This window comes from Flavobacterium sp. GCM10022190, assembly GCF_042656445.1.
GTDB classification, from domain to species: domain Bacteria; phylum Bacteroidota; class Bacteroidia; order Flavobacteriales; family Flavobacteriaceae; genus Flavobacterium; species Flavobacterium nitratireducens.
This window is the reverse complement of the sequence record NZ_JBHSOQ010000003.1, coordinates 724,884-739,550: the sequence shown is the minus strand read 5'-3', so window position 1 is coordinate 739,550 and position 14,667 is coordinate 724,884. Positions and strand designations below refer to the sequence as shown.

The following is a 14,667-nucleotide window of genomic DNA, read 5'->3' as shown; positions in this document are numbered from 1 at the left end:
TGCAGCGAATGACCTTAAGGTGGTTATTGCGGCGGGGCTCACCTCTTCCCATCCCGAACAGAGAAGTTAAGCCCGCCTGCGCAGATGGTACTGCATTTTGTGGGAGAGTATGTCGTCGCCTTTCTTTGAAAACCCTATTCAATTCGGATAGGGTTTTTTATTCAAACTTTTAGTTTTCTAAAAGTATGAGGTACCTTAGCTCAGATGGTAGAGCAATGGACTGAAAATCCATGTGTCCCTGGTTCGATCCCTGGAGGTACCACATTACTGCTCGGATGGTGAAATTGGTAGACACGCTGGACTTAAAATCCAGTGAACAGCAATGTTCGTGCGGGTTCAAGTCCCGCTCTGAGTACAAAACCTCAATTAGTTTTCTAATTGAGGTTTTTTTTATATTATTATGTTCCGTCCTGAAATAACGATACACAAAAACATAGATAGTCTTTGTTGAGTACTTAGTTTTTTTTGTGAAGAATATATTTTTCTGATGAAGCTTTACCAGATTGTACTCCTGAAATTTCGGCAATTATACCATTGTTTGTTTTTTGATAACTGATTTTTTGAGGATAATCATGTTTTAAATTTTCAAATACAAGTCCCTTTTCTACTTCTTCCTTCATTTTAAAGCTAATAGGTTTTTCGTTATTTTGTCCTTTTATAGTTGTAGTGTAGGTAAGTGTCTCTTCTTTTTCTTGTAAAATTATTGATTCATAATGGATAGTGTCTTTATCTTTAATAAAAAGAGATAAAGCTTTGTAAGTACTGTCGTTTACTTTTGTCCAATTTTCAGTAAGTGTGCCAGTATTTGTTTTGTATTCCCAGCTTCCTAATAGCCAACTAGAATTTTTTATTAAAAGTTTTTCATTATCTGTTGTTTTTTGACAAGCTGATGTAATTAGTAATATAGAGGATATAATGGGAATTTTTTTCATATTGGAGTCGTTAATTATATGGTTAAACAAAATTAATAAAAATACAGCTTAGCTTTATTATTTTTAGTTTTTTCGTGTAAAAATGATTTTAGATAAGCTGTTTTTTGAAGATTAGTAATCGTTTGAAAACTATTGCCTAGCCCTGATGGAAGCGGCATCTCCTTATTTAGAAAAACAAGGCTTTTTAGCCGTAGTTTTTTTAATAAGGAATATAGCGGACAGCAGGAAAATGCTCCAGAAAAAATCTGAATTAGTGAATCTAAATTGTGCAATCTTTTTTGTATTTTTGCACTCCAATTATAAGGACATACAATTATGTTAGACAGACTTCAAATAGTAAAGCAGCGTTTTGATGAGATTTCGGATTTGATTATCCAACCAGATGTTATTGCCGATCAGAAACGTTATGTGCAGTTGAATAAAGAATATAAAGATCTTAAGGCTTTGGCTGAAAAAAGAGATGAATATGTTCTTTTAATGGCTAATATTGACGAAGCTAATGAAATTATTGCTGATGGTAGTGATGCAGATATGGTTGAAATGGCTAAAATGCAACTAGATGAAGCCAAAGAGCGATTGCCACTGCTTGAGGATGAAATCAAATTTATGTTGATTCCTAAAGATCCTGAAGATGCTAAAAATGTGATGGTTGAAATTCGTGCTGGTACTGGTGGTGATGAAGCGAGTATTTTTGCCGGCGATTTATTTAGAATGTATACTAAATATTGTGAGAGTAAAGGTTGGAGAACTTCGGTTGTAGATATGAATGAAGGAACTTCAGGAGGTTTCAAAGAGATTATTTTTGAAGTAACAGGGGAAGATGTTTATGGAACCTTGAAGTTTGAAGCGGGAGTTCACCGTGTACAACGTGTTCCTCAAACAGAAACACAAGGAAGAGTTCATACATCTGCAGCAACCGTTATGGTCTTGCCAGAAGCAGAAGAGTTTGATGTGCAACTAGATATGAATGATGTTCGTATTGATTTCTTTTGTTCATCTGGACCTGGAGGACAATCGGTAAATACAACTAAATCTGCAGTTCGTTTGACACACATTCCTACTGGATTAGTTGCTCAGTGCCAGGACGAAAAATCACAACATAAAAATAAAGATAAGGCCTTTACCGTGTTGCGTTCTCGTTTGTATGAAATGGAATTAGCAAAAAAACAAGAAGAAGATGCTAAAAAACGTAGTTCACAAGTAAGTTCGGGAGACCGTTCGGCTAAAATTAGAACCTATAATTATGCTCAAGGTCGTGTAACAGATCACAGGATAGGCTTAACTTTGTATGATTTAGGGAACATTATGAATGGTGATATTCAGAAGATAGTTGATGAGTTACAGCTAGTTAACAATACCGAAAAGTTAAAGGAAGCCAGTGAAGTTTTCTAAACGTTAATTTATTATTATTTGTTAAAAAAAGACTAATTTATTTAGTAAGATTTATTTGAAAAGCACTTAATTTGCATTTGTAAATTAGGTGTTTTTTTTGCTCCAAATTATTAATAAAAATGAATTGAATTTATGAAAAAGAAAAGTTTTTATCTTTCATTATTGGCATTGGTTGGTTTATCTAATTTAAATGCTCAGTCCTATCTTGGTTTTAGCCATGATAATTATGCGGGTGTTCATAGTACTTTGTTTAATCCTGCATCTATAGTTGATTCTCGTTTTAAAACAGATATTAATTTGTTTTCTTTGAGTGCTGCGGTAGGTAATGATATGTATGGGGTGAATGTTTTTGATGCTTTTAAAAGTGGTTATGATTTTGATTTAGAAGCAAAGAAAGATTTTAGTACAGCAAACAATGTTTATTTCAATACTGATGTTATGGGGCCTTCATTTATGTTTAATATTACCCCAAAACATTCGATAGCTTTATTTACAAGAGGTAGGTCTTTTTTAAATGTAATTGATGTCAATGGAAAAGTAATTAATGATTTAACCAAAGATAATTCTGCAAGTTTTCCTTCAGCTAATTTAGGAAGTCCAAATGCTGTTGGCAATTCATGGGGAGAATTAGGACTTACTTATGCAGCCGTATTGTTTCAAAGAGGACAACATTTTTTGAAAGGAGGTATTACTGCTAAATATTTACAAGGTGTTGCTAATTATCATTTTCAGGGAACTAATGTAACTGTAGCTTATACTGATACAGGTTCAGATGTTACAAGTACTTATACTACAACAGGTACTGCTATTTATGGTTCAAGTCAGGATTTTGCTACTAATTCGGATATTGAAATTGATTCTAATTCAAAAGGTTTTGGGGTTGATTTAGGTTTGGTTTACGAATGGAGACCGGAATATACTGCTGACAGAGCAGATATCAACGATTTAAAAGAATTAAATAAATACAAATTGCGTTTTGGTATTTCGGTAACAGATATTGGTACTATGAATTATGATAAAGGGGTTCGTAATATTTATGATTTAAATAGACCGTCTTTGTCACGTCCAACTCCAATTACTGTGGCTGATTTTGACAATGCAGACAATTTTGATGAGTTTATGAAAGATAATTTTAATCATACTCTTGTCAATGGAACTGTGAAATCGTTTTTACCAACAGCTTTACATACAGATTTAGATTGGAATATTCATAATAAATTTTATTTGAATGCTAATGCTGATATAAGTGTAGTAAATAAATCTAAGTTGAATCAAAATAGTATAGCAAATCGTTTAAGTTTAACTCCTCGTTTTGAATCAAGATGGTTTAGTGCTTATGTTCCTATTTCGTATATGGATTATAGTAAACAAGCACTGGTTGGATTTGGATTAAGAACAGGAATCTTATTTGTTGGTTCGGGTTCTATAGTAACTAATGCTTTTTCGAAAAGTTCAAAAGCGGCAGATGTTTATTTTGGAGTAAAAATTCCTGTATATCAAAAAAAGGCTAAAGATAAAGATGGCGATGGAATTGTAGACAAGGAGGATGTTTGTCCAGAAGTGGCTGGTCCAGTTGAAAATAAAGGTTGTCCATGGGAAGATAAAGATGGAGACGGCGTATTAGATAAAGATGATAAATGTCCTACTATTTCTGGTCCTGCCGAAAATAAAGGTTGTCCATGGGAAGATAAAGATGGAGATGGTGTGTTAGATAAAGAAGATAAGTGCCCAACTGTTGCTGGACCTAAAGAAAATTCAGGTTGTCCTTGGGGAGATAAAGATAACGATGGTGTTTTAGATAACGCAGATAAATGTCCTACTGTTGCTGGTCCAAAAGAAAACGCTGGATGTCCTTGGGCTGATACTGATGGAGATGGAGTGTTAGACAAAGATGATAAATGTCCAAAAGTAAAAGGAACCGTTGCAAATAATGGTTGTCCTGAGGTTACCAAAGAAGTTATCAAGAAATTAAACGATTTCTCTAAATCAATTTTGTTTGATACTTCAAAGGCGACTATTAAACCAGAATCAAATGTTCAGTTAGATGAAATTGTAAAAGTTATGAACGAGTATTCTAATGCTAATTTTAAATTAGAAGGTCATACAGATAGTACTGGTATTGCTGCTAAAAATCTTCAGTTGTCTAAAGATAGAGCCGCTGCAGTTAAAAATTATTTAATTGCTAAAGGTATTAGTGCTGATCGGCTTTCTTCTGAAGGATATGGTATCACTAAACCGATAGATTCAAATAAAACAGCTGAAGGAAGAGCTAAGAACCGTAGAGTTGAAATTATTCTAGTTAAATAAATAAAATCATATTTATAAAAAATAGGCTATCATTTTCTGATAGCCTATTTTTTTCTCAAGTTTTATGTGGATTTTTTTATAAATCTCTTTTAAATGTTTTTCTTCGACAATGTATTTTTGGGTCAAAATGTTTCCAAATGTTGTGAATGGCTACATTGTCTATTAATTCAGGTGTTCTGAAACAATTTTCAACTCCTTTTTCTTTAAAAGTTTCGTAATATTCGTTAAAAATTACTGCTGTCACTGCTTTGTTTTGGTATTCAGGATGGATGCCAATTAAGTAAAAGATCATGTCTTTGCTTTGTTTTTTAGCTTTCAATAAATGAAATATACCAAAAGGAAATAGTTTGCCATTTGCTTTTTGTAAAGCTCTAGAAAAAGAAGGCATTACAATTCCAAAAGCGATTATATTTTTGTCCTTGTCTTCAATAAATTTAATGTATTCAGGATTAATAAAACTGATGTATTTCTTTTTGAAATATTCTTTTTGTACATCAGAAATCGCAACAAATGAAGATAATTTAGAATAGCTTTCATTGAAAAGATCAAACATTTTATCTACATAAGGCATTACTTCTTTTGTAGATTTGAAGTTTAATGGAGTTAACTGATATCTCTTTTTTACTAATTCGTTTGCTTTTTGGAAAAATTCTGGATTTACATTTGAAAATGGAAATTTACTCTCAATATATTCTTTTTCTACAACATAACCTAGTTGTTCAAAATGAGTAGCATAATACGGATGATTGTACCATGTAATCATAGTTCCTAGTTGGTCAAAGCCTTCAGTAAGAACGCCTACTTTGTCAAGGTTTGAAAAACCCATAGGGCCTTCTACGTATTCCAGATTATGTTTTCTTCCTAATTCGTATACTTTTTCTAGTAAGGCTTTTGTTACCTCGATATCGTTGATGACGTCAAACCAACCAAAACGAACTTTTCTTTTTTGTTGGTCATTAACTTCTGCCCAATTTATGATTGCTGTTATGCGTCCTGCAATTGTTCCGTCTTTGTATGCAATGTAAAAATAAGCTTCGGCATTTTCAAAAGCGGGATTTTTAGTTTTGTCAAAAGAGGCTAATTCGTCAGCTATTATTGGTGGAACCCAAAATTCATTGTCTTTGTATAACGAAAAAGGGAATTTTATGTATTCGGTCAGTTCTTTTTTAGTTTTAGCTTCTTTTATTGTTATCATCTTTAATTTTTATCATTTATTGTATAGCGTCTCTTCGTTTTTGATCTTTTCGGGCTGCTTTTCTTACGGATCTCGGTTTTGATGGGCTGTCGTCTAAATCGACTTTGACTTCTTTGTATCCTGCATCGTATCGCCATGAAAATCCTACTCCTCCATAAAATACGGTTGGAGTATCTTTAATTAGATTATGGCTTATTGAAGCATCAATTTGCATGTTTTTGCCTAGTAAAAAGGCTGCGCCACCTCGAAAAATGGCATCGCTGTAAAAATCGCTTTTGTAACCCTGATTTTCAATAAACCCAGACCATTTTTTACTTATACCTTTTGTTAGCGTAATGATATATCCGTAGCTAGGATAGTCTGTAGTGAGGTAATCAGCGATAATATTTGTCACAAAAACCCATGAACCATCACCTAGGTGATTTTGGGTTATTAACATTACCTTTGGTGAAATTATAGCTTCTGGAGAAAATGAGTACGGATTGTCTTTCATCGTAAAATTTGCTCCAGCATAAACAGATACAGCAGGAATTAATTGATGCCAGTCAAAGGAATGATTCGCTTTCCAGCTGTATACATTTATTTTTTTTTCATAATTTTTGAAAGGGTCATAAAGAAGGTATTTAGCACCCAAAACTGTTTGTTTTAAATTGGATTTTGAGTATTGGTCAAAGGCGGAAACAAAATCTTGTTTTTGATATTGAATATTTGCAATTACTTCTAGTTTTTCCATCAAAAACCCATAGCGTAAATCAAGATCTAGTCCATAACCATTGGCATCATAGCCTAATAAACGATGGTTTTCATTAATGCCGTAAATACCTGTTTCTACTTGGATTACTGATTTACCGACTGCGTAAGCTGACATGGATTCACCAGGTCTGTTCGAATTGATTTCGTCGGTATGTTGTGCGAAGTTATAATTTGTAACTAGGCTAATAGCTGTAACTAATAAAATTTTGAATTTAGGCATGGTGATTTGGATTTTATAAGTATTAAGCTTTCCAAAAGTACTATATTTTATTATTTATTTAAGAATGATAATCCATTTTTGAATCTAGTATTTGTTAAATTTGCTAAAAAAACATTTGATTATGCAACTTGCGTCTTTTTCAGGATTTTTAAGAACATTATTTATCATTATATCTTTCTATTACATTTTTAGATTTTTGGCAAAATTGTTTTTGCCAGTCGTAATCAAAAAAGTGGTAGAGAAAGCAAGTGAGAATATGCATCAGCAACAACAGCGCCAGTATCAATATCAGGATACTTGGCAAAGAAAGAATGATGGTGAAACCATTATTTATAATACAGATAATGTGAAAAAACCACGAGAGACTAAAAAAGTAGGAGATTATGTGGATTACGAAGAAATAGATTAAATTTGTCCCACATACGATTCATATTTTAATAAAATTCTCGAAAATTGAAAATAATAAATAAGTTTTATCCGCACGCTATTGCCATTCTTGGTTTTGTTCTAGTTTCTCTAATTTATTTTTATCCTGTACTTCAAGGGAAACAAATTTTTCAATCGGATATTGCTCAATATACCGGTATGGCTAAAGAGCAAAATGATTTTCGAGCCATTGAAAATGCGGAGCCATATTGGACTAATTCTGCTTTTGGCGGAATGCCAACTTATCAATTAGGGGCTAAATATCCATATGATTTTATTGGAGCAATTGATCATTTTTTACGTTTTTTACCGCGTCCAGCTGATTATTTATTTTTGTATTTCTTGGGATTTTATGGACTGCTTTTAGTTTTAAAAACGGATCCTTTAAAAGCTTTTTTTGGAGCAATTGCTTTTGGATTTTCAACATATTTAATCATTATTTTAGGAGTAGGACACAATGCTAAGGCACATGCAATTGCTTATATGCCATTGGTAGTTGCAGGTTTTATTTGGGTTTATAATAAGAGATATATTGCTGGTGGATTGCTTACAATGATTGCAACGGCTTTAGAAATCAATGCGAATCACTTTCAAATGACCTATTATTTGTTGATTTTGTTATTGATTCTTTCGGCCTATTATACATTCCAATTTATAAAAGTAAAAGAATATAAAGCGCTTTTAACTTCTGTAGGCGTATTAGCAATAGCAGGAATTTTAGCTATTGGAGTTAACGCCACTAATTTAATGGCTACTGCAGAATATGCAAAGTTTAGTACTCGTGGGAAAAGCGAATTGACTTTTAATCCTGATGGTTCTAAAAATACGGATACCAGTGCCATGACACGTGATTATATTACCGAATATAGTTACGGTATTGCCGAAAGTTTCAATTTGATAGCACCTCGTCTTTTTGGAGGTTCTAATAATGAAAGCTTAAGCAAAGAATCAGCAATGGTTCAGTTTCTTCAACAACAACAAATTTCCGAAGGGCAATATATTACGGAAGCCCAAGCTATTGATTATGCTAAACAAGGGATGCCTACTTATTGGGGTGACCAGCCTATTGTGGCTGCTCCTGCATATATAGGTGCGGTAGTTTTCTTCTTAGCTATATTGGGCTTACTGATAGACGAAAGAAAAATAAAGTATGTTTTTGCTACAGGAGCGGGAGTTGCATTATTGCTTTCTTGGGGTAAAAATTTTCCAGTTTTAACTGATTTCTTTATTGATTACGTACCGATGTATAACAAGTTTAGAGCGGTTTCGTCAATTCAAGTTGTATTAGAGTTATGCTTTCCTGTCTTGGCTGTTATGGGGTTACATTCTTTTTGCAAGGCTGATAAAGCAAAGCAATGGGAAGGATTATGGCAGTCGGCAGCTATAGGTTTGGGGACTATTGTAATTTTATTTTTATGCAAAGGAATGTTTAGTTTTTCTGGGGCTGGAGATAGTTACATGGCTCAAAGTTATGGTCCTGGTTTTGTAGATGCCATTAAGAGTGATCGAAAAACAATGTACAGCGCCGATTTGTTGCGTTCAGGATTCTTTATCATTTTAACTGCTGGAGTATTATGGATGCTATTTAAAGAAAAATGGGCTCAAAAAACAGCTATCATTTTGATTGGATTAATCATGGTATCTGATTTGTTCTTAGTAGATAGAAAATACGTTTCAGATAAGGATTTTGTGAGTAGTAGGGAAGTGGATATGCCTTTTCAAGAAACAGCTTCTGACGCTCAAATTTTAAGAGATACCGCACATTACCGTGTGTTTGAAATTAACGGGAATTTTTCGAGTGCTAGAGCTTCGTATTTTCATAAATCAATTGGAGGTTATCATGCTGCAAAACCTCGTAGAATGCAACAATTGTTTGATTACCAAATTACCAAAAACAATATGGAAATTTTAAACATGTTGAATGTAAAATATGTAATTCAAACAGATAAGGAGGGTAAGGAATTTCCAACTGTAAATCCTGACGCTAATGGAAACGCATGGTTTGTTAATGATGTTAAATTAGTTAATAATGCTAATGCTGAAATGAAAGCCTTGGATAATATTAATACTAAGAAAGTGGCGGTTTTCAATATTCAAGCTAATAGATCTAAGTTTAAAAACGCAAGTTTGAAACATAATTTAGATACAACAGGTACGATTCAATTGCGAGTTTACAAACCGAATTATATTAAATATTTTTCAGAGAGTAAAAATGAAGGATTGGCTGTTTTTTCCGAAATATACTATCCATACGGATGGAATGCCTATGTTGATGGCGTTAAAACAGAACATTTCCCAGTTAATTATGTGCTAAGAGCTATGATGCTTCCTAAAGGATCTCATACGGTTGAATTTAAATTTGAACCTGAAGTAATTGAAACAGGAAGTACAATTACACTCGTAAGTAGTGTGACAATGTTAATCTTTTTTGCAGCTGGAATTTATTACGAGCGAAAAAAGAAGATTTAAAATTGTAAATGCCTTTTTCTCTTTAAAAAAATAAAAGTTAGAGTATTGGAACCAAAAAAAGTTCTTATTATCACGTATTATTGGCCACCAGCAGGAGGGCCAGGAGTACAGCGCTGGTTAAAGTTTGTGAAATATTTACCCGATTTTGGTATCCAACCCATTGTTTACATTCCTGAGAATCCAACCTATCCTATTGTAGATGAAAATTTAGTAAAGGATGTATCGGACAAGGTGATAATATTAAAACAAAAAATATTTGAACCCTATCAATTGGCTTCTTTTTTGTCAAAGAATAAAACCAAGAAAATGAATTCGGGTATTATTCCGAATCAAAAAAAACAATCTTTTTTAGACAAACTATTGTTGTGGATTCGTGGTAATTTATTCATTCCTGACGCTCGTTTTTTTTGGGTAAAACCATCTGTGGCTTATTTGGAAAAATACATTTTGGAGCATAATATTGATACTATTGTAACTTCAGGACCACCACATAGCTTACATTTAATAGGGTTAGAATTAAAAAATAAATTAAATCTGAAATGGTTTGCCGATTTTAGAGATCCATGGACAACGATAGGTTATCATAAATCCTTGCGTTTGTCAGATTTTGCGGCTCACAAACACAAACAATTAGAATCGGAAGTTTTAAATACTGCCGATACTATTATCGTTACCAGTAAGACTACTAAGAAGGAGTTTGAAGCCTTGACTACTAAACCAATTGAAGTAATTACGAATGGTTATGATGTAGAGAATGTCGAAAAACAACCTCTTGATACACGATTTAGTTTGGCGCACATAGGTTCATTTCTTTCAGCTAGAAATCCAAAAATTTTATGGCAAGCTTTAGTAGAATTAATAGCTGAAATTCCTGAATTCAAATCACATTTAGAAATCAAATTGATAGGAGCAGTTAGTCAAGAAGTTTTGGAAAGTATTACTGCATTTGATTTGAATGATTATTTGAATAATGTAGGTTATGTATCCCATGAAGAAGCTATTGTTCAGCAAAGAAAATCTCAAGTTTTATTGCTGATAGAAATAGATTCCGAAGAGACTAAGAGTATCCTACCAGGTAAATTATTTGAATATATGGTTTCAAATCGTCCTATTATTGCCCTAGGGCCAAAAGGTTCGGATTTTGATGAGATTATCACAGGGACTAACACTGGAGTGTTTTTTGATTATTCTGAAAAGGAAAAATTAAAAAAGGTAATTTTTGGATATTACACCCAATTTTTAGAGGGTAAATTGCAATCTCATGGAGTAGGTTTACAAAAATATTCGAGAAAGAACTTGACACAGGAGCTTACTTCATTACTTCTTAAATCCTAAAAAAAATATGGGGCTTGTTTTAAATCAGTCTTTAAAAAATACTATAGTTACTTATATTGGTTTTGCCATAGGAGGAATCAATACCATCTATTTTTATCCTCATTTTTTAGGAAGTACTTATTATGCATTAACCACTTATCTTTTATCGGCGTCGGCTATCATTATGCCTTTACTAGCTTTTGGTATGCAGAATACTTTGGTGAAATTCTTTTCTCAATGTCAGAATGAAAAAGAAGAGTCTACATTTTTGTCGTTTGTAGTCTTACTACCTTTAGTGTTATCTATTCCTTTGTTGCTTCTTTTTTTATTCTTTTACGGAGATATATCCAATTATTTATCGAAGGTAAATCCTATTGTTAAAGAATTTTTATGGTTTATTCCGTTCATTGGAATTTGTATGGCTTATTTTGAGATATTTTACGCCTGGGCAAGGGTTCATATGCATTCTGTTTTTGGAAATTTTATCAAAGAAGTAGGTTTGCGCTTTTTGTCGTTACTTACTTTAGTGGGTGTGTATTACGATTATATTAGTCCGCTACAGTTTATTTATATTACAGCTTTTACCTATTTTTTGGCTTGTATAATAACTATGTTTTATGCTTTTTACTTAAAAAAACCTCATTTTCAATTAGCTATCCCTCATAATGTTAAAGCCATTGCCGAGTACACTTTTTATATTATTTTATCGGGTGGAGTGGCTACATTGTTATTGGATATCGATAAATTGATGTTGAACCAGTACATTAAAATTGAAAATATCGCTTATTATTCTGTTGCGACTTATATTGCATTGGTGATTTCAGTTCCTAGTAAGGCCATGTACCAAATTACTTATCCCATTACGGCTAAATTAATGCACGAGGAAAAGCACGATGAGTTGGATGATTTGTATAAAAAAACATCTATCAATTTACAAATCGTAGGTGGCTATGTAATGCTTTGTATTTTTGTGAACATTAACAAATTGTATGAAATGATTCCTGAAGAATACAGTGGTGGATTATGGGTTGTTTTCTTAGTAGGATTTTCTAAATACATTGATTTAATTTTAGGAAATAATTTGGCTATTATTTTTAATACAAAATACTATAAAACAGTATTGTTTTTAGGAGTAGTTCTCGTATTATTAACCGTAGGACTTAATATGATTTTTATTCCACTGTATGGAATATTAGGCTCGGCAATAGCAATACTTTTATCTGTTATTTTGTATAGTCTGGCCAAATTAATTTTCGTCCAGAAAAGATTGGATTTATATCCTTTTACTAAAGAAAGTTTTTATTCTCTTGTTTTGACTCTTGTTTTATTTGGAGTTTTTTATTTTTGGGATTTTCCTGTAAATGGTATTATTGCGATACTCTTAAAGTCGGTTATTGTTAGTGTAGTTTATGTTTATTTGAATTATAAACTGCTTATTTCTACACAAATCAACGAAGCCTTGGATGGTGTTGTTAAAAAATTATTTAGAAAATAGTAAGAAGTATGTTTTTTTAAATGTTAATCACCAAAAGTGGGTATTGATTTTTTATCATAAAGGCATTATTTTTGCGGTAAGTTTTGTATTATTAATTTAAAACTTAATTTTTTAATTTAATCCTCTAATTATGGAAAGCAATACAGTTATTTTAAATGAGAACTCAAAATTGTTATCTCGTGTTTTAGATCAAAAAGTTAAGAAAGGTTTTGTGGTTGAAGAGGTTAATAACAAGTTACCATTTGTTGTGCTTTCGAAAAAACCTAGTAAAGTTAATCACAATTTGAATTTTTGGATATCCTGTGCTACTTTTGGTTTGTGGTCGATTCCTTGGATTTATAAATCGTACAAAGCAAAAAAAGAAAAGAAGATAATCATCGCGATAGATGAAGATGGAAAACTTTTTGAAGAAGAATGCTACAATTAGAATATAGTTGTAGTTAAAAAAACTCTTTAGTAAATCTAAAGAGTTTTTTTTTGAGGGTTAAAACTTTAAATATATTCTGGAAAATGAGTTTTAATTAGATCGTTAAGAATTTCAGCGCTTAAAGGTTTGTTTTTAAATCCCGATATTGTTTCAATTTTTTCGGCTCTCGTCTTATCGTCAGGATTAAATGAAGTGGTAAGCATTACAATAATTATTTTGCTTTTTTGATTTTCGTCTAATTTTTCGTACGCTTCTAGAAATTCCCATCCATCCATAATAGGCATATTAATATCTAGAAGAATTAAATTAGGTTGAGGATATACAGCATCTTCCTCTTTTTGATGATTTCCTTTGTTGGTTAGGAAATTAATTGCTTCTTTTCCGTTCAAAGCGGTAAAAATGTTTTCAGTAATGTCTGCTTTTTCAATCACTCTGCGATTAATAAAATTGGTTGCCGCATCGTCATCAATTAATAGAATACAATTTAATTTTTTCTTCATAGTAATAATTATATTTTTGGAATAGTAAAATAAAATGTTGAACCATTATTTCCTTCTGATTCAACCCAAATGATTCCACCATGAAGTTCTACTATTTTTTTGCAGTGTGCTAATCCAATTCCAGTACCTTCATATTCATTTCGATTGTGTAATCGTTTGAAAATTTGGAATATTTTTTCTTGATAATTTTTATCTATTCCAATACCATTATCTCGAATAGAAAAAGTCCAATTTTTTTCTTGGTTTTTTACAGATATATGAATTGAGGGAGTAATATCTGTTTTTACATATTTTAACGCATTACCAATTAAATTTTGAAAAAGTAATCTTAACTCTGTTCCGTATCCTTGTACTTGGGGTAGTTTGTCTATAGTGATTGTTGCTTTTTTATCCTTGATCAGGAAGTTCATATCAATGAGCACATCAGAAATTATTTTGTTACAATCTATTTCTTGTAATTCTTTTTCTTTTCCAATTCGGGTGTAGTCTAATAACCCTTTTACAAGATCGCGCATTCTAGAGGAGGCTCCGTAGATAAATTCAGTATAGATATCAAGGTTTTCATCTACTTTTCCTTGGTATTCACTTTTTATAAGTTCTGAAAAGTTAGTGAGCGATCTTAAAGGTTCTTGTAAGTCGTGTGAAGCAATATAAGCGAATTGTTCTAACTCTTTATTTTTATTTTCAATTTCAATAAAATGCTTTTGTAGTTGTTCTTCTGCGTGTTTTTTAGCAGTAAGGTCTCGTGTAACTTTGCCATATCCTGTAACATTACCTTCGTCATCATGAATTGCGTTTATGGTAATGCTACCCCAAAATCGGCTTCCGTCTTTTCTAACCCTCCAGCCTTCGTCATTTGCGACACCTTCAATTTTGGCCCTTCTGATTAGTAAATCAGGTTTGTAGTTTTCTTTGTCTTCCTTTGTGTAAAACAATCTGAAATTTTTACCTATAATTTCTTCTGATGAATATCCTTTAATTCTTTCAGCTCCGGTATTCCAGTTTTGGATATTTCCTTCGTAATCTAAGAGGATGATGGCATAATCTTTTAATTCATCAATAAGTTTAATTAAATTTTCTTTTTGAGTTTCGTTTTGGCTAAGTATCATTGTATTGCTAATCTATTACCTGCTTTGGGGCGGTATTTGGGTATTATTTTTACACAAATGTCTTTGTGTTTACTATTTGTTTCTTTAAACTAGCTTTAAATATAGCCTCTTTTAAAAGTAAATTGATT

12 protein-coding genes, 2 tRNA genes and 1 rRNA gene are annotated in these 14,667 nt (G+C 32.2%); 10 read left to right on the top strand and 5 right to left on the bottom strand.

All coding sequences use genetic code 11. The features are described from left to right. Positions 1-15 precede the first annotated feature (15 nt). The 3 genes from rrf to ACFPTQ_RS13150 all read left to right on the top strand — a co-directional run bounded on the left by rrf (position 16) and on the right by ACFPTQ_RS13150 (position 355). Positions 16-124 (top strand): 5S ribosomal RNA (gene rrf, locus ACFPTQ_RS13160). A gap of 65 nt (positions 125-189) precedes the next feature. Continuing rightward, a tRNA-Phe gene (locus ACFPTQ_RS13155) sits at positions 190-262 on the top strand. Positions 263-269: 7 nt separating this feature from the next. Continuing rightward, positions 270-355 (top strand) — tRNA-Leu (locus ACFPTQ_RS13150). 100 nt (positions 356-455) lie between these two features. Here the strand turns inward: ACFPTQ_RS13150 and ACFPTQ_RS13145 are convergent. Next, positions 456-932, bottom strand: coding sequence for a DUF6265 family protein (locus ACFPTQ_RS13145; protein ID WP_379777983.1), 477 nt, complete (start codon positions 930-932; stop codon positions 456-458). A gap of 315 nt (positions 933-1,247) precedes the next feature. On the opposite strand from ACFPTQ_RS13145, the gene prfA reads away from it, so the two are divergent. Together prfA and ACFPTQ_RS13135 are read left to right on the top strand one after the other, a co-directional pair. Then, entirely contained in the window at positions 1,248-2,324 is a 1,077-nt protein-coding gene (prfA, locus tag ACFPTQ_RS13140; RefSeq protein WP_278036107.1) for a peptide chain release factor 1, read from the top strand. Between the two features lie 132 nt (positions 2,325-2,456). Further along, positions 2,457-4,631, top strand: coding sequence for a DUF5723 family protein (locus ACFPTQ_RS13135; protein WP_379777982.1), 2,175 nt, complete (start codon positions 2,457-2,459; stop codon positions 4,629-4,631). Between the two features lie 76 nt (positions 4,632-4,707). On the opposite strand, the gene ACFPTQ_RS13130 is transcribed toward ACFPTQ_RS13135, so the two are convergent. Both ACFPTQ_RS13130 and ACFPTQ_RS13125 read right to left on the bottom strand, forming a co-directional pair. Then, positions 4,708-5,826 carry a GTP cyclohydrolase gene (locus ACFPTQ_RS13130; RefSeq protein WP_379777981.1) on the bottom strand — a complete coding sequence of 373 codons (1,119 nt, stop codon included), beginning with the start codon at positions 5,824-5,826 and terminating at the stop codon, positions 4,708-4,710. A gap of 16 nt (positions 5,827-5,842) precedes the next feature. Next, a complete protein-coding gene (locus tag ACFPTQ_RS13125) occupies positions 5,843-6,799 on the bottom strand; it encodes a transporter (protein ID WP_379777980.1) in 957 nt (318 codons plus the stop codon). Positions 6,800-6,920: 121 nt separating this feature from the next. On the opposite strand from ACFPTQ_RS13125, the gene ACFPTQ_RS13120 reads away from it, so the two are divergent. The 5 genes from ACFPTQ_RS13120 (at position 6,921) to ACFPTQ_RS13100 (ending at position 12,930) form a co-directional block, all read left to right on the top strand. Beyond that, entirely contained in the window at positions 6,921-7,208 is a 288-nt protein-coding gene (locus ACFPTQ_RS13120; RefSeq protein ID WP_379777979.1) for a DUF4834 family protein, read from the top strand. A 44-nt stretch (positions 7,209-7,252) separates the two neighbouring features. Further along, positions 7,253-9,694, top strand: a complete 2,442-nt coding sequence (locus ACFPTQ_RS13115; protein ID WP_379777978.1) for a YfhO family protein — start codon at positions 7,253-7,255, stop codon at positions 9,692-9,694. Between the two features lie 45 nt (positions 9,695-9,739). Further along, a complete protein-coding gene (locus ACFPTQ_RS13110; RefSeq protein WP_379777977.1) occupies positions 9,740-11,029 on the top strand; it encodes a glycosyltransferase family 4 protein in 1,290 nt (429 codons plus the stop codon). A gap of 7 nt (positions 11,030-11,036) precedes the next feature. Beyond that, the gene (locus tag ACFPTQ_RS13105) at positions 11,037-12,503 is read left to right on the top strand and encodes a polysaccharide biosynthesis C-terminal domain-containing protein (protein ID WP_379777976.1); all 1,467 of its coding nucleotides are present in this window, start codon (positions 11,037-11,039) and stop codon (positions 12,501-12,503) included. Positions 12,504-12,633: 130 nt separating this feature from the next. Then, the gene (locus ACFPTQ_RS13100) at positions 12,634-12,930 is read left to right on the top strand and encodes a hypothetical protein (RefSeq protein ID WP_379777975.1); all 297 of its coding nucleotides are present in this window, start codon (positions 12,634-12,636) and stop codon (positions 12,928-12,930) included. Between the two features lie 65 nt (positions 12,931-12,995). On the opposite strand, the gene ACFPTQ_RS13095 is transcribed toward ACFPTQ_RS13100, so the two are convergent. After that, entirely contained in the window at positions 12,996-13,430 is a 435-nt protein-coding gene (locus tag ACFPTQ_RS13095) for a response regulator (RefSeq protein WP_379777974.1), read from the bottom strand. A gap of 8 nt (positions 13,431-13,438) precedes the next feature. Beyond that, positions 13,439-14,539 (bottom strand): sensor histidine kinase, encoded by a 1,101-nt coding sequence (locus tag ACFPTQ_RS13090; protein WP_379777973.1) that lies wholly within the window; start codon positions 14,537-14,539, stop codon positions 13,439-13,441. Positions 14,540-14,667 lie beyond the last annotated feature (128 nt).